A 23,078-nucleotide genomic window follows, 5' to 3' on the forward strand; every position below is an offset into this window, starting at 1 on the left:
GAGTACCCACTGTCTGGACTTGGTCGCTGCGGGTTACGGGATCGTCACGTCCACGGGATCCGATTTGATCTGCCCGCTGCCATCGTCGAAGGCAATAACGACGTGATAGACACCGGGTTTGGCGTCCGGCATTGGGATGGTCATCAAACCGCAGGCGGTTCCCTGGCCGTCGAAGGTGCCGTCGACCGTCGCGGTCTTGTTCGCGTCGGCATTGTTTTCATCGACGCCGTCGGGCGTGGCCGTCGCCGTGCACGTCGAGCTTTCACTCGCAACACCTTGCACCGAGCCGACGACCTCGATCGCCTGCTCGTCGGCGTTCCAGTCCGAACTGGTGATCAGTACCAGCGCATCCGACGGAGGATCATCGGACGAGGTCTGCCCCGAGACGTCGGCGGACCCCGACGCAGGCGGAGCGTTCGTCGCGGAATCGGTCGTCACTGGCGCCTCTGAGCTGGCAGGGGGCTCCGACGTAGCGGGTGCCTCCGAGGTGACGGGCGGCTCTGACGATTCCTCGGCGGACGTCGGTGGCACTTCTTCGGAGGTCTCCGACGCTTCCGTCGCCTCTGAGGACGAGGGCGCATCACTTGCACTCGACTCGTCACCCGAGCCGCTGCCATTCCCGAACAGGGTTATCGCGGTGATCAGCGCCGCGAGCGCCAACAGCCCAAGCGCGGCGGCCCGCAGGTGGAATCGGGACCCCAGGGTGGCATCGCCCGAATCAGGCTCGATCTGATCAGACATGTCACGCTCCTGGTAGTTTCGGGTTCGCAAAAGGCGCAACCACCACGTTAGCCGACGCGGACCGATGTCCGCGGCATCGTCGGGGCGAGCCGCGCCGTTCCAGCGACAGCGTCCATCACCTAGGAGAACGCATGGCCGTAGAGGTTCACGTCGGTGAAGACACTTGGCGGATGCCGTTGACCGTCCGTTACTACGAGGCCGATCAGCAGGGCGTCGTATTTCACGGCTGGTACCTGAACTATTTCGACGAGGCCTTCACGCTGTACGCCGAATCGATCGACTACAGCATCCACAAGGCGCACGCCGAAGGCGTCGACTGGATGGTCGTACACAGCGAACTCGACTGGCACGGATCCCTGCGCTGGCCCGATGCCGCCGAGATCGCCGTGTCGGCTGTGCACTGCGGCAACTCATCAATCACGGTCGACTTCGCCGCGATTCGCGACGGCGAAGCGGTGTGTTCGGCCCGCAACGTCTACGTCACGGTCGACGCCAAGGAGTACACCCGGATCGACGTCCCAGAAGGACTTCGCGCGGCGATCGGACCCGGACAGTCGCTGCGACGTCCCCGCGCGGGCCGCTAACAACCCTCAAGCAGCTCGGGCGGCTACTCCTGGTTCGCGGCCGCCTTAGCGTTTTCGGCCTTTTTGCGGCGCATCCGCTCTGTCTTCACCACCGCGAAGACCACCAGCGCGATCACCGCTACGATCGCCAGCCACAGCCACGGGGACATCGATTCATCGACAGCCTCGTCATCGGCAGCCTCTGAAATGGGCGCGGCATCGGACGGCTCGTCGGCTTGGGTCTCCGTACCGGCTGACTCCGATTCGGCGCCGCCCGCTGCCTCAGCGACGGTGAAAGTCACGGTGCCGTCAATCGGGTGACCGTCCTGGCCCACGATCGTGTACGCGATCGCCCACTGGCCTCCGGCGTCAGCGACGTCGGCGAGCTCGGGGACGCTCGTATCGATGGTCACGGTCGGGCCCTGCACCGGCGCGTCCAGTTGCACCGGGTCGTTGTCGCCGACCAACACGCCAACCTGAGCCGTCGGACCCTGCAGGTCCTCCGCGAAGGTCAGCGTGATCGTCCCGGGTACCTCATCGACCTCGGCCCCGTCAGCGGGGACGCTCTCGGAGATGTGCGTGTGCGCGGACGCTACCGCCGGCACTCCGAGCACTGCTATCAAAGCCCCTACTAGTACCGCCAACAACCTGCGAATCACGACGCATTCCTCCCAGAACGTGGTTTCTCACCGTGGGTAGTCACCGACCCGGCCCACAAAGTTCCGCTCGCGACCACAACACCTTCGATCAGCCAACCGCATCGCACCGGACGTCACAGATGAGCCGAAGCGCACCGCGTGGCGCGCCATCGCGACAGTCGCTTGATGCGCGGCTATCGTCGCTGCGTATCCGCCCGATCTCCACAACACCGCCGAGGTACCGAGATGGCTCGCGACAGTTCCCGCCCCCGACGTCCCGTCGCGGCGAACCTGCGACAGCGGTTCAGCGACCTGCGGTCGGCCGAACACAGTGCCCACGAATTCGATCCCACCCGTCGTGGTGAGCCGATCCCGCGCGCCGTCACGCTGATGGCCGGTTGGGCGTGGCGCCTTGCTGCGGTAGGTATCGGGATCTACCTACTGCTGTGGTTGCTGGACGTCCTGGCGATCGTCGTCGTCCCCGTGGTTATCTCACTGCTGATCGCCGCGCTCTTGACGCCGATGGCGCGCACCCTGCGCCGGGCCGGGCTGCCCAATGCGATTTCGACAGTCCTGACCTTCCTTGCCGGGCTGATCTTCCTCTTCGGCCTGCTCGCACTGATCGTCCGCGAGATGATCGTCAACTACAACACGATCTACGACACGGTCGCCGACGGCCTGGAAAGTATCGTCTCCTGGCTCGCTGACGGCCCGCTGCAAATCGACGCCTCGCAACTGCAGGCCACCATCGACGAATTGCTGGCCAACCTGCAGCGCGACCCCAGCGACGTCCTGACCACATCGCTGACCGTCGTTTCCACCACCGGCAGCATCCTGTCCGCCATCTTGCTGTCGATGTTCATCATCTTCTTCTTCCTCAGCGACGGAAACCGGATCTGGACCTGGCTGTGCCGCCTGTTCCCGAGCAACGCGCAATGGAAGGTCAACCGCGCCGGACGACGCTCCTGGGAGGTGCTCGTCACCTACATGAACGTGACGCTGATCGTGGCGTTGGCCGTCGGCGTGGCGACCTGGCTAGCGTGTCTGATAGCCGGCGTACCGCTCGCCCTATCGGCCGGGCTGATCGCGTTCCTGTTCGCCTTCATCCCCACCCTCGGCGCACTGATCTCGTCCATTCTGGTGATCGCGCTGGCGCTTATCTCCACGAACCTGACTACCGCGATCGTGATGGCGATCGTGATGATCGTGATCCAGACATTGCAGGGCAACTTCCTCTACCCGCTGCTGATGAACCGGCAGTTGAAGGTCCATCCGCTCGCCTCGCTGCTGTTAGTCGTGCTCGGCGCCGTGGTCGGCGGGATCTTCGGCGCACTGATCGCCGTACCGCTCGCGGCCGTCATCAACACGGCGGTAATCGACCTATTCCGAGCAAGTCGAGGGCTACCGGAGGACCCAGACCCGGCTGAACTGGGCCCAGACACGCAGGATGAAGACGGCGAGGATCCCGCGTTCGTGGACCCCACCATCACGCCGGCCGACGGCGCGCAGGTCACCGCGACCGCCGAACACCCGACCGAGCCCGGACCTGATGAGGTCGAGAACCGATGAAGTTGACGATCGTCGGTGGCGGCGGATTCCGCACACCACTTGTCTTCCGCGCCTTACTGGCGGACGCCGCCCAGCCGATCGATCACGTCACGCTCGTGGACGACGACCCGCAGCGACTAGCGGTCATCGATGCAGTACTTCGGGGTATGGCGGACGGCGCACCGAACGCACCCGCCGTCGAGGCGACGACGGACCTGCGCGCGGGGGTGAGCGGCGCCGACTTCGTGTTCGCGGCGATCCGTGCCGGTGGGCTGGACGGTCGCGTCGCAGACGAGAACATCCCGCTCGCCCACGGCATTCTCGGGCAAGAGACCGTCGGCATCGGCGGAATCCTGTACGCGCTGCGTTCGATCCCGGCCATGTTGGACGTCGCCCGCACCGTCGCCGAGGTCGCCCCAACGGCCTGGCTGATCAACTTCACCAACCCCGCCGGGATGGTCACCGAAGCCCTTCAGCCACTGCTGCCGGGCCGAGTCATCGGCATCTGCGACTCCCCGGCCGCGCTGATTCGCCGCGCATGCCGCGCGCTGCAGATCGATGAGAACGACGCGGCGTACGACTACGTGGGTCTCAATCACCTCGGCTGGCTGCGTTCGTTACGCGTCGACGGCACCGACCTCCTACCCGGGCTGCTCGCCGACAACACCGCGCTCAACAGTTTCGAAGAAGGGCAACTCTTCGGCGCCGACCTGCTGCGCAGCATCGGGGCGCTGCCGAACGAGTATCTGCACTACTTCTACTACGGACGGGATGTGGTCGAGTCGCTGCGCGCAACGACGTCCCGCGCCTCGTTCCTAGCCCAGCAGCAGTCCTCGTTCTACCGCGACGCGTCCGCGACGTCCGCACCGTATTCCTTATGGCAGCGAACTGTGGACGAGCGCAACCGCACGTACATGGCGGTCTCCCGTGAGGCTGCCGGCGCATCCGAACGTGCCGAGGAGGACGTCGAGGGCGGCGGGTACGAACAGATCGCGTTGGCCGTCATGCGCGCGATCGCCAACGATTCCGACGCGCGGCTCATCCTGAACGTGCCAAACGGCGCGACCATCGGCGCTCTGGACACCGACGCCGTCGTGGAGGTGCCCTGTCGTATTAACGCGCGCGGCGTACGGCCGCTGAAAGTCGCTGCACTGACGGACCATCAGGCCGGTTTGATCCGGCAACTCAAAGCCATCGAACGGTGGACAATCTCCGCCGCGGTCGACGGTGACCGCGACGCGCTGCGCGCCGCGTTGGCGACCCATCCGCTCAACGGGTCCTATCCGATCGCGGCACGAGTCCTCGAGGAGTGGCTAGCACTCTTCCCCGAGATCGCCGACCGCCTGCGTTAACGATCGCTGACGCCTCTTGGCCTCAGCGTGTAGCGGCACTCACTGGCTTGCCCTGTTGTGACACGCCAGCTGCTGACCTCAGCGTGTAGCAGCATCAGGGCAACCCGCTGCGCGGTCCGCATAGAATGCGACCCATGCCGCCTACCAAGCCCGTCGTTTCGCCTGCCGTCCGCAACCTTCGCGCCGCAGCGCTTGTCGTCTCCATACTCGCGCTGGCTCAGGCCGCACTGGGCGGCACGGTGCTCAGCGGTGGCGGTGGGATCCGCGATATCCACGGCTACATCGGGTACGCCACTTTCGTCATCGCCCTAATCGCCACTTTCTTTGCCTGGAAGGCATCGCAGAGCTCCGGCAACAAGGGGACGCTCTATCACGCGATCTCGCTACCGGTCCTCGCCCTGGTCCAGATCGGGCTAGCCGAGATGGATCTCAAGTGGGTGCACGTCATCATCGGCGCGGTGTTCCTGATCGCTGCCTTCGGCCTGTACGCGATGGCCGATCGATCCGGCAACCCCGACTCCGAAGCCGCCTAACTGAAATCCGCGGCGACCGACTAGGGCATAGCGGCGCGCCCGCTGGCGCGCCTTCGCACTAACGCTCCCGCCAGTACCGCCCTGCGCACCCATACGCGGCTCGCCTGCCGGTACGCGGTCGCATCGGTGCTGATCGCGTCAGTCCTGTCGCATGAAGGACCAGGCGTCGCGAACGGCGTCGGTGAGGGTTCGGGTAGGCGTCCAACCGAGCACCTCGCTGGCGGCAACGTTCGCCGCGACGAGTACGGCGGGATCACCATCGCGCCGCGGATGCTCCTCGACCTCCAGCGGTAACGACGTGACGTCGGCGACCACGCGCAGTACCTCGGAGACGGTGTGCCCCAGACCAGTCCCCAGATTGAGAATGTGGTGCTCGCCAGGCGTCGCGACCCGAAGCGCCAACAGATGCGCCTCGGCCAAATCGAGCACGTGCAAGTAATCACGCACGCACGTTCCATCGCTGGTCGGGTAGTCGGTGCCGTAGACGGTCGCGCCAGCGCCATTGCGGGCGGCGTCGAGCAGCCTGGGCAACAGGTGAGTCTCTTGCGGGTGCCGCTCGCCGAGATCGCCGTACGCCCCCACGACATTGAAGTAACGCAGCGATACCGCACCCAAGCCGTGGGCGCGGGCTTCGGCCGTGAGCATGTGATCGATCGCGAGCTTTGAGGCGCCGTACGGGTTTATCGGCGAGGTCGGGCTCGTTTCGGTGAGCGCCGTACCGTCCCCGTTTCCGTAGACGGCGGCGCTCGACGAGAAGACCATTTTCTTGATACCGGCTGAACGGATCGCTTCGATAAGCTGGATCCCGCCCACGATGTTGTTTTCCCAATACCGCTCTGGGTGCTCCACCGACTCACCGACGAGCGAAGCCGCGGCGAAATGCAGTACGGCGTCCAGGTCGGTACTGACGAAGTCGGCCGCGTCGTGCACCCGAGCCTCGATGAACTCGGCGCGGTGGTCGACAGCATCCCGATGACCGGTGGACAGGTCGTCAACAACCACGACGCTGTGGCCCGCATCGAGCAGCAATCTCGTGCAGATGGACCCGACATAGCCGGCACCGCCGGTCACCAACAGCCGCATGCGCTCAGGATACGGTCTTCTCCCGAGACCAGGCCGCCGCTAGGCCGACGGATCCACGGCGGTACGCAGCCCAGATATCGCAAAGCGCCACGGTGGCGCACGCCACCAGGCACCGCGGCGTATCTTCGTTAAGGTCCCACATACTCCCATCCGGAGGACGAACGTGACCACAGGCACCACCAGCGACAACCCCACCAAGGTCTTGCTGCTCGAGAACATCCACTCGCGCGCCGTAGAGCACTTCGAATCTCTTGGGTACGACGTCACTACCCATCCCGCCGCGATGACCGAGGACGAACTCGTCGCAGCGTTGCCCGGCGTCAATCTGCTCGGGATCCGCTCGAACACTCACCTCACCGAAAAGGTGTTCGACGTCGCGAAAGATCTGGTCGCGGTCGGCGCGTTCTGCATCGGCACCAACCAGATCGACTTGCCCGCCGCAGCACGCCGCGGAATTCCGGCGTTCAACGCGCCGTACTCCAACACTCGTTCGGTCGTCGAACTGGTCATCGGCGAGATCATCTCGCTGGCCCGTCGTATCCCCGAGAAAAATCAGAACATGCACGCCGGCGTCTGGGACAAGTCGGCGAAGGGCTCGCATGAGGTACGCGGGCGCACCCTCGGCATCGTCGGCTACGGCAATATCGGCTCTCAACTGTCGGTGCTGGCCGAAGCCTTGGGGTTCACGGTGATCTTCCACGACATCGCCGCCAAGTTGGCGCTCGGCAACGCCCGTCAGGTTCCGCTCGATCAATTGCTGGAGCAGGCGGACACCGTCACGCTGCATGTCGACGGTCGGCCGGGCAACGCCGGTATCTTCGGCGCCGAGGAATTCGCGAAGATGAAGCCGCGCGCGATGTTCATCAACGCCTCTCGCGGCATGGTGGTGGACCATCTCGCGCTGCGCGACAACATCCTGTCCGGACATATCGCCGGCGCCGCAGTCGATGTCTTCCCGGTCGAGCCGAAGAAGCCCGACGAGGAGTTCATCTCCGAGTTGCGAGGGCTGCCGAACGTTATTCTCACCCCGCACGTCGGCGGTTCGACGCAGGAGGCCCAGGAAGACATCGGTCGGTTCGTGTCCCGCAAACTGTCCTCGTACGTCGAGGACGGGGCAACGTCGCTGTCGGTGAATATCCCAACGATCGACGTCCCCGCTCGCGACGGCGTGCATCGACTGGTTCACGTGCACCAGAACATCCCGGGCGTGATCGCGGAGATCAACCGGATCTTGGCCGAGCACGGACAAAACATCGAATCGCAGTCGCTGACCACGCGCGGTGAGCTCGGGTATGTCGTCACCGACGTCAACGGCGCGGTGTCCCCGGAGGCGATCGCGCAGCTCGAAGCGATGCCGCAGACCATCCGCCTGCGCGTTCTCCCCTAACGCCGGCGATTCCTCGACCGGCGGCACCACCCACCATTGACGGGGTGAGCCTCGGGCGCACTCCACGACCGGACCGAGCGCGCGTACTCGGGGCGATGCCCAGATGGCGGCCCGCGCCAATCTCGTCGTACATCCGATACCGTGCGCGCATCGCTGGATTCTGATCGGAGGTTGGCATGCCCCGGGTGATTCGAACGGACGAGATCGCGATCGACACCGATCGCGGCGACTCCCGGATGCTCACCGCCACACCGGCTCGACCCAAGGCCGCTGTATTGCTGGGTCACGGCGCCGGGGGCGGACTCGACAGTTTCGACCTCACCGCGCTCGCTACCGAGCTCCCGCCCCGTGGAGTCGCCGTCGCACGATACGAACAACCATGGCGTACGGCGGGCAAGAAAATCGCCGGGCCACCGGCTTCGCTAGATGCCGCGTGGGCGTTCGCGCTGGAGGAAGTTCACCATCGTTGGCCGCGGATTCCGGTGTACGTCGGCGGGCACAGCGCTGGGGCCAGGGTTGCGTGCCGATGTTTCGCAAGGCCTGCCGTCGGGGTCATCGCGCTCTCGTTCCCGCTGCATCCGCCAGGCAAACCTGAGAAGTCCCGGCTCGACGAACTCACCGCCGTCGATAGTCCCGTGCTCGTGGTGCAGGGTGAGCGCGATCCGTTCGGTACAGCGTCCGACGTACGCTCAGCGCTGCCTCGGCGCGGGCGCCGCAGGCAGGTCATCGAGGTGCCCTCCGCCGGACACTCACTGCAACCAGGCAAGCGATCGGACCCGGACGGCGCCGCCCAATTGATCGTCGACTCGGTCGCCACCTTCATCCTCAACGAAGTCCGCTGAGCGACTCACGGTTTCCGATCACCACTCGTCCGCAGTTCGGCTATGTTGATCGAACTCGATGTTATTTGACATCAACACCACTCTTCTTCGCGGATGGGGTTATGCATCATGACGGCACCGGACCCACGCAACACATTCACCGGATCAAGCTGCGCTGAATTCGGCGAGCACATGGCAAATACCGGCGTCTATGACGCCAGCGGCCAGAATCACCCCGGGAGAGCAGGCGCGACGCCGCTGGACCCCACAAAGATCACCGGCGGGTACCAATGGACAGCACAGGTCGCGAACGTGTGGACTTGCCCGACCGAACCCGACACCTATTACGAGTCCCAGGCCGAATGCGAACGGAATTCACCATGCAAGCCAGGCCTGGGCGGTTCGATGATCAAGTGTGGCGGATTCGTCGGCAAGGTCGTGACCGCGCGTCCCTATCTTGAGCCGATCGATCTGTCCTTCACCGCACTCCGCTGGCGCCCTGAGCGTCCGGTATCCCCAGAATGTCAGGCAGCGATCGACGCCTTCGACAGAGCCGTGGACGCCCACGAGCAGAGGCATGTAGATGACTTGCGGCGCATCATCAACGCTGAGATGGAACGCCTCGCAAAATTGACCCTCAAAGCGCTCGGCAAGGATACCGAGGAAGCTCGCGAGCGGATCAGAAAACAACTCGCAGACCTGGTAACGGCGGCCCAGGAGGCAATCACCAAGGCCTACGCAAAATCTATCGACGACTTCCACCAGACGCCCGAAGGCCAGCAGACCACCATAGATTGCACGGCCTGCGGGTAAGCCTCTCACCGTGACGACTACTCGTCACACTCACCCATTGCGCCACGCGAAGTCGTGACGTACCGTCTAATTCATCAGCCGTTGAATTAGGAGGCGGGATGATCGCCGTACACAACCTCGACCTGATGCGCGGACGACGATCGGTGCTGCGCGACATCAGTTTCACCCTCGAACGCGGGACTATCACCGGACTGCTCGGCGCATCGGGCACCGGTAAGACGACTCTGATGCGCGCGCTGCTCGGCCTGCAACGCATCGCCGGCGGCACGATCACCATCGACGATCTGCCCGCGGGAGATCCGACGTTGCGCGAGCGCATCGGGTACGTCACCCAAGGCGCCGCGATCTACCCCGACCTCACCGTCGCGCAGAATGTCGGCTACTTCGCCGCGTTGTACGGCGCGGCACCGGACGCCGTCGCCACGGCCCTACAAACCGTCGGACTAGCCGATCGCGGCGCGGATCTCGCGCACAACCTCTCCGGCGGTCAGCAGAACCGCGTATCGCTCGCCTGCGCGCTCGTCGGCTCCCCCGACGTACTGATCATGGATGAACCAACGGTCGGACTCGATCCCCTGCTGATCGACCAACTCTGGAGCGCCTTCAACGCACTCGCGGCAAAGGGCACCACGCTGCTCGTCTCCAGTCACGTGATGGACGAGGCCGACCGGTGTGCGCGTGTCCTCTTCCTGCGGGACGGCGGCCTTATTGCCGATGGATCCCCCGCCGACTTACGAGCCGCCTCCGGCGCCGCCGACATGAACAGCGTGTTCGTGCACTTCGCCGGCGGACCGAAAGACCAGGAGATGTCGTCATGACCGAGGTAGCCCTCGCCCCGCAGCCCGCGCGTGCGCCCTTGCTGCGACACACCGGGATCACTCTCGCGAGCGCGCGCCGGATCTTGCGGCAACTCGCCCACGATCGCCGCTCGATCGCGATGATTATCGTGGTCCCCGTCGTCCTGCTGGTGCTGCTTTATTACATGTTCGAGAGCGTTCCCACACCTCCGGGCGCGCCGAGCATGTTCGACCGAGTGAGCGTGGTGATGCTCGGGTTCTTCCCGTTCTTCATCCTGTTCATCATCACCTCGATCACGATGCTGCGCGAACGTACCGGCGGGACCCTCGAACGGTTGCTGACCACTCCGTTGGCGAAGCTCGACCTGCTGCTCGGGTATGCACTCGCGTTCGCCGTACTCGCGTTGACACAGGTGACCGTGATGGTTGCGGTCGCCGTCTGGATCTTTGACCTGCAGGTCTCCGGTTCGCTGGTATGGGTCTACGTCATCGCGCTCGCCGACGCGCTGCTCGGTGTGGCACTCGGCCTGCTGGTTTCCGCGTTCGCTCGTACGGAGTTCCAGGCCGTGCAGTTTGTACCCGCGCTGATCGTGCCCCAAATGTTGCTCTGCGGGCTTTTCGTCGATCGCGATGCCATGGCCGGATGGCTGCAGGTAATCTCCGACATCATGCCGATGACCTACGCCGTACAGGCGATGCAGGAGGTCGCGGCGAACTCGTCGCCGACCACGACGATGTACGTGAGCCTGCTCGTCGTCGTCGTGGTGGCCATCGCGTGTCTGTTGGGCGGTGCGCTGACGCTGCGTCGGCGAAGCGCATGAATCAGCGGCGCGGGCGGCGTCCAGGTAATGAGGACACGCGTGAGGCGCTGATCGAGGCCGCTCGCGCGGAGTTCGCCAACGGCGGTTATGCAGGGGCGACGGTTCGCGCGATCGCCGCACGTGCGGGCGTGGATCCGGCGATGATCAATCATCACTTCGGCTCGAAGCAGGGGCTGTTTGCCGCCGCCGTACGGCTCCCGTTCAACCCGGCGGACATTGATCTTGCGCAGATAGTGTCCGGGCCACGTGAGGAGTTTGCCTCGCGGCTGTTGGGTGAATTCCTGAGGCAATGGGATCGTGCCGGTTCGGAGTCGGCGTCCTCCATGCTGCGGACGGCGTTACAGAGCGAGGAGGCGACCGCGCAGCTGCGGACCGTGCTGCTGGAATCACTGATCCGCCGCGGACTCAGCGCGGTCATGGAGTGGGACGCCGAGGCGCAGTGGCGTGCTTCGCTCGTTGCCGCGCAGCTTATGGGACTGCTCACCGCGCGGTACGTCGCCCGTTTCGAGCCTCTGGCCTCGGCCCCTGCGCAGGACGTCATCGCGGCTATCGGGCCGGTTCTGCAGCGTTACCTCATCGGCGACGTCGGCACACCGCCTGCCTCGTAGGCAACGCTGCTGCTGAAAACGCAGCGCAGGAGTCGACTCATCGCACCTGCATCGACGAGTCGACGCTCAGGCTGCGTCTTCAGCGGCGCCGCCACTGTCGGCAAGCGTTGTTCTGCGTTTCACCGCGCGGCCATCACGCCGTCCTACCGTGGAAGCATGAGCCAGTCACCTGCCCTCATGGGCCCCAACGAGTCGGACGCGAACGTCTCGACGAGCGATGTTGCGCGGCTGACAGCGATCTCCACACGCATCCAGTTGCTTCGCGACCGTATCGAACAGGTCGTCGATGGACCCGGTGTTTGGGACGACGTGCACCCCCAGCACGCGCAGAGCGCGAGGAACCTCGCGCAGTACCTCGAGTTACGCACCCACGATGTCCGGTCCTTACAGATCGAACTCGCTGAAGTCGGACTCTCCTCGTTAGGTCGACTGGAATCCCAGGTCGAAGCGGCGCTCACAGCAGTCGATCGCGCCGTACGCCGACAGTTGCACGGCCCGCAGGCGAGCGCGGGTTCGACCGCGCTCGATTACGACGTCTCCGAACTCGCACTCAGTCACAACGCCGACCTATTGCTCGGCCGACCGCGCGAAGGTCGTCGCACCCGCATCTTGGTGACGCTACCGACCGAAGCTGCCCACGACGCCACTCTGGTGAATCGCCTGGTCCGTGGTGGCGTGGAGGCTGTCCGAATCAACTGTGCGCACGATGGGCCACAGCAGTGGCGCTCGATGATCGATCACCTGCGCGCCGCCGAGCGCAAGTACTCGACCGACGTCAAGGTGATCATGGACCTCGCCGGGCCAAAGTTGCGGACCGGCCCGATTCAGCCGGCCCCTCCAGTGGTCAAAGTCAAGCCCGCCCGCGATGCCCTGGGCAATGTCACCCAACCGGCCGAGGTCTGGCTGATCGACGAGCAGAACCCCACCTCAGCCAGCGGCGTGACGATCCCGGTCACCGATGGCGATTGGCTGGCCCGCCGCGATGTTGGCGAACAGATCGACTGCACCGACTCGCGCGGGGCGCACCGCACGCTCACCGTCGTCGACGTGATCGCTGGCGCGGTGCGCTGCGAACTCGAGCGCACCGGTTACTTCGTTCCGGGTATGGAACTCGTCGGGGACGACGACGAAACCGCGATCGTTGGCGCGCTGCCCTCGCGTGAGCAGAAGTTGCAGTTGTTCGCCGACGACGTCCTGGAACTTACCCGCGATCTCAGCCCGGTCGACCCGGCTGCGACGGACCTGCGAATCGGCTGCACGCTAGCGCAGGTGTTTACCGATGTCACGGCCGGCGATCGGGTCTTCTTCGATGACGGCAAGATCGGTGGCGTCGTCGAGGAGGCCGGCAGCGAACGAGTTCGGGTGCGGATCACCGACATCCCGCCGTCAGGTGCGAAGCTGGGCGCCGCGAAGGGCATCAACCTGCCGGACACCAAGCTCGACCTCCCCGCATTGACTGGCGAGGACGCCGCCGTCCTGCCGTTCGTCGTACAGCACGCGGACGCGGTCAGCCTGTCCTTCGTCCGCGAGGCGCAGGATGTCGCGCTGTTGCTGTCTCGGTTGCGTGATCTCGGCGGGGACGCACTCGGCGTCATCCTCAAGATCGAGACCGTCAGCGGGTTCACCAACCTGCCGCAAATACTGTTCGGCCTGATGCAGTGGCGCGGCATCGGCGTGATGATCGCCCGCGGCGACCTGGCGGTCGAGGCTGGGTATGAACGCCTGGCCGAAGCCCAGGAAGAGATCATGTGGCTGTGCGAGGCCGCGCACGTTCCGGTCGTGTGGGCTACTCAGGTTCTCGACACGTTGGCCCGCACTGGTCGCCCTTCGCGTGCCGAGGTCACCGACGCGGCCATGGCGGGGCGCGCCGAATGCGTGATGCTCAACAAGGGTCCGTACGTCGTCGAGGCAGTCTCATTGTTGTCCGGGATTCTGCAACGAATGGCCGAGCACCAGTTCAAGAAGCGATCGCTCATGCGGCAGTTGCACGCGTGGGAAGACTTCGCCGGCGGGCACGCGTATCCCGGGCAGCCCGCATCAGAGTAACGATCTGCGGTGGTTCAGGCCTGACGATCCATATGCGATCCATGCCTAAACCACCGCAGGTACTCAAGTCATAGCGGAGGCGGATGGGAGCCGTCGGCGCTCGTTCCTCGGGCCTCCTCCCGATTCCCGGCTCTGCTCAATAAAGTTCGAGGTGGAGCCCTCGTACCTCGGACCCCACCTCGAACTTTGCGGAGGCGGACGGGAATCGAACCCGCCTAGCCGAGGTACTCGGCTACATCGGTTTTGAAGACCGTGAGGGCCACCAGGCACCTGGACGCCTCCATAGGATGCGACTATACGGCCTGTCGACGGCGCAGTTTCGTCCGGAAGACGACGCAGCCTCCTGTGGAACTAGCGCCGAGCGTTTTCACACCAACGCGGCGACGACCGATGCACGCCGCATAGAACTGGGCCGAGCCGACGACCGTTAGCGCGAGGTAATCTCCGCGACGATCGCCTCGAATGCGTCGTCGGCGTACTGCCGCATCTCCTCGTCGGTGCGGTCCTGGATCGGGTGCGGGGTGAAAACGCGCGCCACATCGCTGAAGCCCAACGCATCGGCCTGGGTTTGTGCGGCCTCTACGAACACGTTGGAAGCGACGAACACGCCGGGAACTCCGCGCTGTTCCAGGTCACTGATGTCATGCACACTGCACGACGTGCAACTGCCTCAATCGGCGAGCGCTTCGATCACCATCGTGCATTGCTGGGAAATCTCGTAGCGCAGGTCCGCCGGGGCCGGTTTGGTGAACGTCGGCTTGGCGTAACGATGTACGTCGGCGACACCTGCTCCGCGAAGTCGCTCTTCGAGGCGGTCCAGGAACACGTTGCCACGAGGCTTGGCGATGTCCAGCAGGCCAATAACCTGGCCTTCCAGGGACGCCGGACGTGCGACTCGCTGCCGTTCGATCGGCTCACGTTCACCGGTCGGGTCGAGGATAACGGTCATCGCTGCCCTCCTTGTCGACTGCGCGTCACGCTACCACCTCGCGGGTGACCGGAGTAGATCCCATCGCGCCTCGCGCCCAGCCCCCGATGACCGCCGAGAACAGACCCGCGGTGCCACCGGCGTACGCGATCATCAGCCCGCCGGGAGCGAACTTGTTGATCACCTTGCCGGTCATCGCCGGCGGTAGGCCTTCGGCGTTACCGCCGACTCCGACCAGCAGTTCCTCCGATGGGATCTCCAACCGATCGCGCAACTCCTGCACGATCTTCTCGTATGACCAGCCGGCATCCTGAAAGCGCGCTCCGTGCTCTGGGCTGAGCACCAGGATCGCGTCGAAGCCTTGAACTGCCTTCGGGTGATGGACCGTGCGCATGCACGCGGCGATGCTGTTGGCCAATTCATCGGCCGTGCGGGACTTCTGGTCCACGATGCAACGCGGGCCCTCCCCCGCGAACACGGTCAAGGCGTCGACCCCGGCCTCGACACCTCGGGCCTGCGCCAACGATCCGAACGGCGAGTCAGAGCGCTCTGCAAAGCAGAACGACAGTTTGCCGGGGTTTCCGAGGTTGGCGCGATCGACCCCGCCAGGGCGGCCGTTACCAATATTGCGAACGACGAGTTGTACGGCGCGCCCGATCGTCATGTTCGCCCGATTACCCTGCCCGAGCGCGTTACCGCCGGAATTCATCCCGATGGCTTCGGTGCCGGGACCACTGCACACGATCACCGGCCCGACCGGCATCGTCGTCGCGAGCACGCCGTGGATATTGAATTCGTCGTTGCAGATTGCCTCGACCGCGGTCAGTACCCACGGCAGGTACTCCGGCAGGCAACCCGCCATGACGGCTGCGATCGCGACTTTCTCGACGGTGGCATCGATCAGGTCCGGCGGGATGTTCGCGACGATGTCCTGCGGATCACGGGTGGTTCCAGACAGCATTCGCATGACGCGTTCTTCGGTGGGTGGTACGACCGGCAAACCATCGGTCCAGCCACGCATGAACAGTGCCTCGAACTCGTCCTCCTGTTCGGCGAGTTCGATACGTCGCGCGTGCAGGAGGCCACCCTCGTATTTCACCCGCAGCGCGTCGACCTTGTCCGGATCGACCGACATCGAGCCGCAGCCGGGCCGGAAACCGGGCAGGTCCGAGCCGAGATCGCTCAACCCGGTGACCTTTTCCCACTGCTCGCGCACCCAGCCAAACGTGCGCTCAACCTCCGCGCCGTTCTCGACCCGAATCACCGTCGGGACGGTTTCGATATCGAGTTTCCAACTGACCTCGAGCTCAGTGTCGTCGCGGGGGTCGACCTCGGCCGGAAAGTTCAGATCGTCCTGGGTATACACGGTCAGCTCGACGCCATCACGGCCCTTGATGTCCTGCAGCACCGGCTCAATCAGTTGGCAGGTGGCGCATTCCTTCTTCACTATGACGACGAGGCCATCAGGTAAATCGATCGCGGCGCTCATGGGCCCTCCAACTAGTTCGTGGTCTGGTGCGAGGTTAACCCGCCAGCAATCGTCGGCCCAGCGGCCGCGTCAAACCGACCGCTGACGAACGGTGTGCCTAGGCGACGGTGATGCGCCCGCTACCTGCGGTAACCGAGCCGATCGCGGCGGCCCGCAGGCCCACCGCTGCGCACTGCTGCAGCGCGGAATCAACCTGATCGGCAGCGACACCGAATAACAGACCACCGGACGTCTGTGCGTCGGCGAGCATCAGCAATTCGGGCTCGGACTTCCCCTCGGCGCTCAGAAGCGGGCTGACCCATTCCAGGTTCCGTCGGCTCCCGCCGGGTACGACGCCGTCCGTCGCCAGTTCTGCGACACCGTCGAAGAACAGCACGTCGGCGGCGTTGATCGTTACATCGACCATCGAGGCGACGGTGAGCCGGGACAGGTGCCCGAGTAGTCCGAATCCGGTGACATCGGTGGCGCCGGTCGACCCGTGTTCCAGCGCGATCCGCGATGCGTCGCCGTTGGGGGTCGTCATCCAGCCGATCGCCTCATCAACCAGCGATTGACCGGCGCGGCCAAGTTTGATCGCCGTCGTCGTCACCCCCACGCCCAGCGGTTTGGTCAGGATCAACTGGTCGCCGGCCCGCAACCCGGTGTTGCGCAACAGCCGATCGGGGTGCGCCTCACCGGTGACGGCGAGTCCGTACTTTGGCTCCGGATCGTCCACGCTGTGCCCGCCGACGATCGCGAAACCGTTTTCGGCACCGACGGACAGTCCACCACGCACGACCTCGCGCAACATGTCGGTCGGCAATTCGGTCGACGGCCAGGCGACAAGGTTCAACGCGAACAGCGGCCGACCGCCCATCGCATATACGTCGGAGATCGCGTTGGTCGCCGACACTCGACCCCACAGGTATGGATCATCGACGAGCGGAGTGATGAAGTCGGTCGTCGAGATCAGCGCGCGCTCCGCATCCAGCCGCCACACCGCTGCATCATCGCCAGTCTCGGTGCCGACGATCAATTCGCCGAACTGCGACTGATCGATATCGTCGAGCACGTTCGCGAGTTCGCCGGGAGCGAGTTTGCAGGCGCAGCCGCCGCCATGGCTGAACTCCGTCAACCGCTTCGATAGTTGAATTCCGGTCATCGTGTTTCTCCTTCGGTGGACGGTGGCCTGATGGCGTGCTTATCGCCGCCCATCCTGCGCGTTCGGCCGGTGCGCTGCAGGTGCTCCATGAGCGGTACGGCGATGCGGCGCGTCGTACCGAGCGCGATGCGCGCTTCACCAAGGCTGAACGCCCCGTCGAGCGCGGACAACAGGGTCGCGGCCTCCTCAATGGCGTCAGGCGTCAAGTAGATGCCGCGGCCGAGGTCGACGAGGTGACCGTGCCGACAGAGTACGCCCAGCGTGCTCGCGTCGAGTCCGAGTTCCCGTAGCCGTGGGGCTTCGGGTGAATAGAACCGCTTGCCCGCGACCTCGACCGCGAACCGTTGCATCGCCGCGGTACTCGCTGGGCTCATGACCGCGTGGTGCTCACTGACGATGTGGCCGTCGGTGACGGTGAGGTCATCGGTGAGTAGTTCCAGCAACACCGCACGGCTGGGCAGGTCAAGATGACGCTGCGCGGCCCCGAGGGAGACTCCGCGTGAGTCTGCGTCTGCCTGCACGTCCGCAGCGACGAGGTCGGCGAGTTGCGATTCGAGGACCTTCCGGTACGAGGGGTCCAAGCACCATCCGTCGATCGCGGCCGGTAACGCAACGCACCCCATCTTTCGAAGTACGTCGATTCGTACCAGGCGTTTGTCCCTAAGGAGCACGGCGGCATCCGGGGCTGTCGAATACTCCGTGAGCGCGGCGGCTCGATGCTTGGCAGCGCCGCGACGGCGAAGTGCCGGCGGGTCGGGGTCGAGAACCACTGCGGCACCGAGAACGATGTGCTGGCCCGGGTCGCGCAGCACCATTCGATCGCCAATCCGCACCGGCAGCGGGACGTCGAAAGTCATCCGCATGTGGTGAGCGTCGAGCGGCCGCAGTCGAGCCTGCAGCGATGCCGTACCGATGTGAACCACACACGCCGCGGGCATCCGGTCACGATCAGCGTCGAGGCGGACGTCAATGACCTCAGGTCGCAGGAAGGCATCCGGCGACAGCAGCTGGGAGCCTCGCGGCGCCTCATGCGGAGGAACATTTCGCAGATTCACCGCTACCCTGCTTGCCCCGCTCACCGACTCGCGTTCCTGGCCGGCGGTCTGCAGCCCACGAATCCGCACTCGCCGAGGATCCGCGCCCTGCAGCCCGCGAAGTTCGAGTTCGTCGCCGACGCGTAGCGTGCCGTCGGTGAGGGTCCCGGTGACCACCGTTCCAGCCCCGGAGATGCTGAAAGACCGATCCAGCCAGAGCCGCACATCGCCGTCCGGATGCGGCTCCGGCAGTCTGCGCGCGAGCGCCAGCATCTCCGCACGCAGCTCGTCGAGACCGGCGCCGGTCAGCGCACTCACCGCGACGGATCGGATGCCCGCGAACCCCGCATCGTCGAGCCGTTCACGAGCCTCAGCCTCGGCGAGTTCGGGCTCCATCAGGTCGCTCTTGGTGATCACCAGAATCCCATCGCGTACGCCGAGTGCCCGCAAGCCCTCGAGGTGCTCGGTGGATTGCGCCGCCCATCCTTCGTCGGCGGCCACGATGAACAGCACGCCGGCGACCGACCCCGCGCCGGCCAGCATCGTGGGCACGTAGCGTTCGTGTCCCGGCACATCAACGAACGCGACGTCCACCTGCTCTGCGAGGGTCGTCCAGGCGAAGCCCAGGTCCAGCGTCATACCGCGACGCCGTTCCTCATCCCATCGATCTGGTTCGATACCGGTGAGCGCGCGCACCAGCGCCGACTTTCCGTGGTCGACGTGTCCTGCGGTGGCAAAGACGGCACTTCGTGTCATGCGCCCGCCGCGCCCGCGTACCGGATTGATTCACGTACGTTATCCAGGTCTGCGGCGTCGATCGCGCGCAGGTCCACAATGCATCGATTGTTATCGATTCGTGCGAGAACGGGGATCGGCGCAGCACGCAACGCGGCGGCGTACGACGAGGGCAGGCTGATTCCGGCGCTTGGGAATTCGGAGCCCGGCGCTCCCCCGCCACCGACCGTCGACACTGTGTCAACCGCGCGCGCATCAATACCGTCGAGCGCCGCAACCACGCGCGAAGCGCGCAGCCGCAATTCGTCCACCGGCGTCTCGAACATGTCGATCACCGGAGCCTCCGGTCCGACGACGGTCGCTTCCAATGCTGCGAGGGTGAGTTTGTCGATGCGGTAGGCCCGCGCCATCGGATGCTTTTTCAAGCGCGTCGCGACATCCGCATCGGCGGTGAAGATCATTCCTGCCTGCGGGCCGCCAAGGAGCTTGTCGCCCGAGGAGGTCACCACCGCCGCCCCGGCATTCAGGTGCGTCGTTGCATCGGGTTCGTCCGGCAACATCGGGTGCGGATGCAGCAGGCCGCTACCGATATCGGAGACCACCGGCACTCCGAGGTCGCCCAGTTGGTCGACGCCGACGCCGGTCGTGAACCCCTCGACGCGGTAGTTCGACGGATGGATCTTCAGAATCAGTCGGGTGTCCTCGCTGATGGCGTCGCGGTAGTCGGCTAGATGGGTGCGGTTGGTTGTGCCGACTTCTTTGAGGCGTACGCCGGTTGCCTCGACGAGATCGGGTAGCCGAAATCCGGCGCCGATCTCGATCAGTTCGCCACGGGAGACGATCACTTCGCCGCGACCGCCGAGTGCCATCGCGACGAGCGCGAGGGCGGCAGCGCCGTTATTGACCACATGTACGCCGCCGGCCGGCGTGACCTCGGCGAGCAGCGCGGCGTTCAGGGACGCGCCTCGGTTGCCGCGGCGACCGGTATCGAGATCCAGTTCGACGTCGCAGGTACCGGCCGCCACGCTGATCGCGGCCAGCGCCGCGGCCGACAGTGGGCTGCGGCCAAGATTGGTGTGCACGAGCACCCCGGTCCCGTTCAGCACTCGGCGTAGGCCGATCAGCCCCCGGGACAGGCGGACCTCGAGATCGGCCACGGCCTGCGCGGGGTCGACGTCACCAGCGCGTACGGCGTCCTGCACTTCGTGCACCACACGTTTGACGAATCGTCGTCCGTACGTCTCGATCGCGGCGGTCGCCACTGCCGTGCTCAGCAACGCGTCGGTCCTCGGCACTCGCGCCCGCGGATCGATCGATTCGGTCATATCCGCCCCTTCGGTCACCGGCCGTGCCTGTCGTGCACATCCTTCCACGCTGTCGAATATTGCCTAGCGAATCCGTTGACCTTCCGACTATGTCGACATACACCTAGGTAATGAGCGAGCCGCCAGTCAGCGTGATCACCGAGGAAGAGTGCTGGGATCTGCTCAGCAGCAGACCGATCGGCCGCGTCGCCATGATCATTGGCGATGAGGTCGAAGTATTCCCCGTCAGCTACGAGTTGCGCGAGGGCTCCATGTATATCCGCACCGCGGAGGGCACCAAGCTGTTCGGAATCGCGCTTGGGCGTCCTGTCGCGTTCGAAATCGACGATTGGGACGACAAGTCGGGGTGGAGCGTGATCGCGAAATGCTCAGCACGGCAACTCGACCGCGAATTCGAGATCGAGGAGGCCGAGAAACTCGGTCTGAGCCGTTGGGTCGCCGAGTCCAGAGATGTGCTGGTCCGGCTGACCCCCATCAAGGTCACCGGACGACGTTTCAGGTTCGACGTCCCCCAAGATGCCCGGATCGAGTAGACGACGTCACTCTCGACGCGTCCCAGCCTCCGACCGCCAGCAACCAAGCACACCGGTGGGTCACGGTGATCCACCTGGATAGGCTGAGCCCATGGGGGCTCGATACCGACCGAAACGGATCATCCTGGTACGGCACGGCGAGAGCCAGGGCAATGCCGATGACACGATCTACGAGACCGTTCCCGACCACGCGCTACACCTGACCGAACGTGGCCGCGAGCAGGTGCGTGCGGCAGGTGTCCGGCTGAGGGAACTCATTGACGGCGAGTCGCTACGGGTCTGGGCCTCGCCGTACGTACGCACTCGCCAGAGCGCGATGCTGCTGGGCCTCGGCATCACCGACGACGATCTGCGACTCGAACCACGACTACGCGAGCAGGATTGGGCGAACTTCCAAGACCCGGCGCAGATCAAGATGGAGAAGCGAATCCGCAACGAGTACGGGCACTTCTGGTACCGCTTCACGAATGGGGAGTCCGGCTCCGATGTCTATGACCGCGTATCCACTTTTCTGGAGTCACTACACCGCAACTTCGCCGAGCCCGAGATGTCGGAGAACGTCGTCATCGTGACGCACGGACTGACGATGCGCCTGTTCTGCATGCGCTGGTTCCACTGGAGCGTGGAGTACTTCGAATCGATCTCTAATCCGGACAACGGCGAATTCATCGTTCTTGGCCTGCAGGAGGACGATCGCTACAAGCTCAATGCGCCGTTCGAGCAGTGGAACCCGGACGTCGTTCCCACTCCGCGCGAGCGCTCGTCCTGGCACTGAGAGCATGACCTGACTGCATTGACATACCAAGCGATGCCACCGAAAGTTAATATCAATTAGCCATCGAATGAGGGACGTCATCAGTCGCAGCAACAGCGTCCGTCCCTGTGTTGGTTAAGTCACACTAGCCAATTGACGAGGTAGGACTAGCTCATGGACCGCACCATCTATAACGAAGACCACGAGGCCTTCCGCTCGACGATTCGTAGCTTCATCGCCAAGGAGATCACCCCGAACTACCCACAGTGGCAGTCAATGGGCTACGTCCCGCACGACTTTTATAAGAAGCTGGCGGGCACGGGCGCGACTGCGTTCGATATTCCCGAGGAGTACGGCGGCGCCGGCAAGATCAGCTACAAGTACCAGGCCGTGATGACCGAGGAGGCGGCGCGCGCGGCGGTTTCGTTCGGCAACTACGACATCTCGACCGGGATCATCGTGCCGTACCTGCGCAATCTTGCCAACGAAGAACAGCAGAAACGCTGGTTCCCCGGCATCGCCAGCGGCGAGCTGCTGCTCGCGATCGCGATGACCGAGCCGGGCACCGGCTCGGACCTCGCCGGCATCCAAACAACCGCGCGCCTCGACGGAGGCGACTATGTCATCAACGGCGCCAAGACGTTCATCACCGGCAGCTCGCAAGCCGATCTCATCATCGTCGTCGCACGCACCTCTGCTCCCACTGGCGACAACCGCCGCGAGGGCTTGTCCTTGCTGGTGATGGACACGAAGACGACCGGGTTCGAGGTTGGCCGCCGACTCGACAAGATCGGTCTGAAGTCCAGCGATACCTGCGAACTGTCGTTCACGGACGTTCACGTGCCGGCTGAGAACCTTCTCGGCGAGGAGGGTAAAGCGTTCTCGTACCTCGGTAATAACCTCCCTCGGGAACGCCTGACGATCGCGGTGCAGAGTTACGCATTGGCTCGGTCGGCGATTGAACACACTGTCGACTATGTGAAGAACCGGCAAGTCTTCGACAAACCGCTGTCCGGGTTCCAGAACACCAAGTTCGTGCTAGCCGACTGTGCCGCCACGGTCGAGGCAGCCGAAGCGATGGTCGACCGCGCTATCGAGGCGGACGACGCCGGCACACTCACGGCCGTTGATGCTGCTAAAGCCAAGCTGTTCTGTACCGAGATGGCCGGGCGCGTCGCCGACAAGTGCCTGCAATTGCACGGCGGATACGGTTACGTGCTTGAGTACCCCATCGCGAAAATGTACGCCGACACTCGGGTCTCGCGAATCTACGGCGGCACCAGCGAGGTCATGCGCACCATCATCGCGAAGTCGATGAGCCTCTGAGCTCCCATCCTCGAGCACGCGAGCCTCTGAGCCGCCGCGAGTGCGGATGACGCACCACTTCC

Annotated in this window: 22 protein-coding genes and 1 tRNA gene; 14 read left to right on the forward strand and 9 right to left on the reverse strand. The window is 64.7% G+C overall.

Going from position 1 to position 23,078, the window contains the following annotated elements; all coding sequences use genetic code 11:
* Positions 1–33: 33 nt before the first annotated feature.
* Positions 34–741 carry a hypothetical protein gene (locus E1H16_RS17030; protein ID WP_134325123.1) on the reverse strand — a complete coding sequence of 236 codons (708 nt, stop codon included), beginning with the start codon at positions 739–741 and terminating at the stop codon, positions 34–36.
* A gap of 131 nt (positions 742–872) precedes the next feature.
* Here E1H16_RS17030 and E1H16_RS17035 point away from each other — a divergent pair, with 131 nt between their 5' ends.
* Positions 873–1,325 carry an acyl-CoA thioesterase gene (locus E1H16_RS17035; RefSeq protein WP_134325124.1) on the forward strand — a complete coding sequence of 151 codons (453 nt, stop codon included), beginning with the start codon at positions 873–875 and terminating at the stop codon, positions 1,323–1,325.
* 23 nt (positions 1,326–1,348) lie between these two features.
* Here the strand turns inward: E1H16_RS17035 and E1H16_RS17040 are convergent, their stop codons facing one another.
* Positions 1,349–1,963: a copper resistance CopC family protein gene (locus E1H16_RS17040; protein ID WP_134325125.1), complete on the reverse strand. Its 615-nt coding sequence runs from the start codon at positions 1,961–1,963 to the stop codon at positions 1,349–1,351.
* A gap of 225 nt (positions 1,964–2,188) precedes the next feature.
* Between E1H16_RS17040 and E1H16_RS17045 the strand changes: the two genes are divergently transcribed.
* From E1H16_RS17045 to E1H16_RS17055, 3 genes are all read left to right on the forward strand, one after another.
* Complete coding sequence (locus E1H16_RS17045) at positions 2,189–3,511, forward strand: AI-2E family transporter (protein WP_166741823.1); 1,323 nt, start codon at positions 2,189–2,191, stop codon at positions 3,509–3,511.
* Entirely contained in the window at positions 3,508–4,842 is a 1,335-nt protein-coding gene (locus E1H16_RS17050; RefSeq protein ID WP_134325127.1) for a 6-phospho-beta-glucosidase, read from the forward strand. The genes E1H16_RS17045 and E1H16_RS17050 overlap by 4 nt, the downstream gene beginning before the upstream one ends.
* A 134-nt stretch (positions 4,843–4,976) precedes the next feature.
* Positions 4,977–5,375, forward strand: a complete 399-nt coding sequence (locus E1H16_RS17055; RefSeq protein ID WP_134325128.1) for a hypothetical protein — start codon at positions 4,977–4,979, stop codon at positions 5,373–5,375.
* Positions 5,376–5,513: 138 nt separating this feature from the next.
* Here the strand turns inward: E1H16_RS17055 and galE are convergent, their stop codons facing one another.
* The gene (gene galE / locus E1H16_RS17060; protein ID WP_134325129.1) at positions 5,514–6,458 is read right to left on the reverse strand and encodes a UDP-glucose 4-epimerase GalE; all 945 of its coding nucleotides are present in this window, start codon (positions 6,456–6,458) and stop codon (positions 5,514–5,516) included.
* 163 nt (positions 6,459–6,621) lie between these two features.
* Here galE and serA point away from each other — a divergent pair, with 163 nt between their 5' ends.
* From serA to E1H16_RS17095, 7 genes are all read left to right on the forward strand, one after another.
* Entirely contained in the window at positions 6,622–7,845 is a 1,224-nt protein-coding gene (serA, locus tag E1H16_RS17065; protein ID WP_134325130.1) for a phosphoglycerate dehydrogenase, read from the forward strand.
* 185 nt (positions 7,846–8,030) lie between these two features.
* On the forward strand, positions 8,031–8,687 hold the full coding sequence (locus E1H16_RS17070; protein ID WP_208379128.1) for an alpha/beta hydrolase family protein: 657 nt from the start codon (positions 8,031–8,033) through the stop codon (positions 8,685–8,687).
* 108 nt (positions 8,688–8,795) lie between these two features.
* The gene (locus E1H16_RS17075) at positions 8,796–9,479 is read left to right on the forward strand and encodes an ATP synthase subunit B family protein (protein WP_134325131.1); all 684 of its coding nucleotides are present in this window, start codon (positions 8,796–8,798) and stop codon (positions 9,477–9,479) included.
* A 98-nt stretch (positions 9,480–9,577) separates the two neighbouring features.
* Positions 9,578–10,297: an ABC transporter ATP-binding protein gene (locus E1H16_RS17080; protein ID WP_134325132.1), complete on the forward strand. Its 720-nt coding sequence runs from the start codon at positions 9,578–9,580 to the stop codon at positions 10,295–10,297.
* Entirely contained in the window at positions 10,294–11,097 is an 804-nt protein-coding gene (locus E1H16_RS17085) for an ABC transporter permease (protein WP_134325133.1), read from the forward strand. The genes E1H16_RS17080 and E1H16_RS17085 overlap by 4 nt, the downstream gene beginning before the upstream one ends.
* Positions 11,094–11,705, forward strand: a complete 612-nt coding sequence (locus E1H16_RS17090) for a TetR/AcrR family transcriptional regulator (RefSeq protein WP_134325134.1) — start codon at positions 11,094–11,096, stop codon at positions 11,703–11,705. The genes E1H16_RS17085 and E1H16_RS17090 overlap by 4 nt, the downstream gene beginning before the upstream one ends.
* Before the next feature lie 156 nt (positions 11,706–11,861).
* Positions 11,862–13,751 carry a pyruvate kinase gene (locus E1H16_RS17095; protein ID WP_208379129.1) on the forward strand — a complete coding sequence of 630 codons (1,890 nt, stop codon included), beginning with the start codon at positions 11,862–11,864 and terminating at the stop codon, positions 13,749–13,751.
* A gap of 189 nt (positions 13,752–13,940) precedes the next feature.
* On the opposite strand, the gene E1H16_RS18485 is transcribed toward E1H16_RS17095, so the two are convergent.
* From E1H16_RS18485 to selA, 6 genes are all read right to left on the reverse strand, one after another.
* Positions 13,941–14,033 (reverse strand) — tRNA-Sec (locus tag E1H16_RS18485).
* 145 nt (positions 14,034–14,178) lie between these two features.
* On the reverse strand, positions 14,179–14,700 hold the full coding sequence (locus E1H16_RS18945; RefSeq protein ID WP_279586376.1) for a UGSC family (seleno)protein: 522 nt from the start codon (positions 14,698–14,700) through the stop codon (positions 14,179–14,181).
* Positions 14,701–14,725: 25 nt separating this feature from the next.
* The gene (locus E1H16_RS17110) at positions 14,726–16,168 is read right to left on the reverse strand and encodes a thioredoxin family protein (protein ID WP_134325137.1); all 1,443 of its coding nucleotides are present in this window, start codon (positions 16,166–16,168) and stop codon (positions 14,726–14,728) included.
* A 97-nt stretch (positions 16,169–16,265) separates the two neighbouring features.
* Positions 16,266–17,309 (reverse strand): selenide, water dikinase SelD, encoded by a 1,044-nt coding sequence (gene selD, locus E1H16_RS17115; RefSeq protein ID WP_134325138.1) that lies wholly within the window; start codon positions 17,307–17,309, stop codon positions 16,266–16,268.
* The gene (selB, locus tag E1H16_RS17120) at positions 17,306–19,099 is read right to left on the reverse strand and encodes a selenocysteine-specific translation elongation factor (RefSeq protein ID WP_134325139.1); all 1,794 of its coding nucleotides are present in this window, start codon (positions 19,097–19,099) and stop codon (positions 17,306–17,308) included. Before selB ends, selD begins: the two co-directional genes overlap by 4 nt.
* On the reverse strand, positions 19,096–20,403 hold the full coding sequence (gene selA / locus E1H16_RS17125) for an L-seryl-tRNA(Sec) selenium transferase (protein WP_134325140.1): 1,308 nt from the start codon (positions 20,401–20,403) through the stop codon (positions 19,096–19,098). Before selA ends, selB begins: the two co-directional genes overlap by 4 nt.
* Before the next feature lie 110 nt (positions 20,404–20,513).
* Here selA and E1H16_RS17130 point away from each other — a divergent pair, with 110 nt between their 5' ends.
* From E1H16_RS17130 to E1H16_RS17140, 3 genes are all read left to right on the forward strand, one after another.
* Positions 20,514–20,936: a pyridoxamine 5'-phosphate oxidase family protein gene (locus tag E1H16_RS17130; RefSeq protein ID WP_134325141.1), complete on the forward strand. Its 423-nt coding sequence runs from the start codon at positions 20,514–20,516 to the stop codon at positions 20,934–20,936.
* A 91-nt stretch (positions 20,937–21,027) separates the two neighbouring features.
* On the forward strand, positions 21,028–21,711 hold the full coding sequence (locus E1H16_RS17135) for a histidine phosphatase family protein (protein WP_134325142.1): 684 nt from the start codon (positions 21,028–21,030) through the stop codon (positions 21,709–21,711).
* A 153-nt stretch (positions 21,712–21,864) separates the two neighbouring features.
* The gene (locus E1H16_RS17140; RefSeq protein ID WP_134325143.1) at positions 21,865–23,016 is read left to right on the forward strand and encodes an acyl-CoA dehydrogenase family protein; all 1,152 of its coding nucleotides are present in this window, start codon (positions 21,865–21,867) and stop codon (positions 23,014–23,016) included.
* The last annotated feature ends 62 nt before the right edge of the window (positions 23,017–23,078 follow it).

This window comes from Cumulibacter soli (genome assembly GCF_004382795.1).
GTDB lineage: Bacteria > Actinomycetota > Actinomycetes > Mycobacteriales > Antricoccaceae > Cumulibacter > Cumulibacter soli.

What these genes read in the sequence shown, in the direction of transcription:
- E1H16_RS17030 (WP_134325123.1), bottom strand. Translation starts at nt 741, where the DNA reads ATGTCTGATCAGATCGAGCCTGATTCGGGCGATGCCACCCTGGGGTCC.
- E1H16_RS17035 (WP_134325124.1), top strand. Translation starts at nt 873, where the DNA reads ATGGCCGTAGAGGTTCACGTCGGTGAAGACACTTGGCGGATGCCGTTG.
- E1H16_RS17045 (WP_166741823.1), top strand. Translation starts at nt 2,189, where the DNA reads ATGGCTCGCGACAGTTCCCGCCCCCGACGTCCCGTCGCGGCGAACCTG.
- E1H16_RS17050 (WP_134325127.1), top strand. Translation starts at nt 3,508, where the DNA reads ATGAAGTTGACGATCGTCGGTGGCGGCGGATTCCGCACACCACTTGTC.
- E1H16_RS17055 (WP_134325128.1), top strand. Translation starts at nt 4,977, where the DNA reads ATGCCGCCTACCAAGCCCGTCGTTTCGCCTGCCGTCCGCAACCTTCGC.
- galE (WP_134325129.1), bottom strand. Translation starts at nt 6,458, where the DNA reads ATGCGGCTGTTGGTGACCGGCGGTGCCGGCTATGTCGGGTCCATCTGC.
- E1H16_RS17075 (WP_134325131.1), top strand. Translation starts at nt 8,796, where the DNA reads ATGACGGCACCGGACCCACGCAACACATTCACCGGATCAAGCTGCGCT.
- E1H16_RS17080 (WP_134325132.1), top strand. Translation starts at nt 9,578, where the DNA reads ATGATCGCCGTACACAACCTCGACCTGATGCGCGGACGACGATCGGTG.
- E1H16_RS17085 (WP_134325133.1), top strand. Translation starts at nt 10,294, where the DNA reads ATGACCGAGGTAGCCCTCGCCCCGCAGCCCGCGCGTGCGCCCTTGCTG.
- E1H16_RS17090 (WP_134325134.1), top strand. Translation starts at nt 11,094, where the DNA reads ATGAATCAGCGGCGCGGGCGGCGTCCAGGTAATGAGGACACGCGTGAG.
- E1H16_RS17095 (WP_208379129.1), top strand. Translation starts at nt 11,862, where the DNA reads ATGAGCCAGTCACCTGCCCTCATGGGCCCCAACGAGTCGGACGCGAAC.
- E1H16_RS17110 (WP_134325137.1), bottom strand. Translation starts at nt 16,168, where the DNA reads ATGAGCGCCGCGATCGATTTACCTGATGGCCTCGTCGTCATAGTGAAG.
- selD (WP_134325138.1), bottom strand. Translation starts at nt 17,309, where the DNA reads ATGACCGGAATTCAACTATCGAAGCGGTTGACGGAGTTCAGCCATGGC.
- selB (WP_134325139.1), bottom strand. Translation starts at nt 19,099, where the DNA reads ATGACACGAAGTGCCGTCTTTGCCACCGCAGGACACGTCGACCACGGA.
- selA (WP_134325140.1), bottom strand. Translation starts at nt 20,403, where the DNA reads ATGACCGAATCGATCGATCCGCGGGCGCGAGTGCCGAGGACCGACGCG.
- E1H16_RS17130 (WP_134325141.1), top strand. Translation starts at nt 20,514, where the DNA reads ATGAGCGAGCCGCCAGTCAGCGTGATCACCGAGGAAGAGTGCTGGGAT.
- E1H16_RS17135 (WP_134325142.1), top strand. Translation starts at nt 21,028, where the DNA reads ATGGGGGCTCGATACCGACCGAAACGGATCATCCTGGTACGGCACGGC.
- E1H16_RS17140 (WP_134325143.1), top strand. Translation starts at nt 21,865, where the DNA reads ATGGACCGCACCATCTATAACGAAGACCACGAGGCCTTCCGCTCGACG.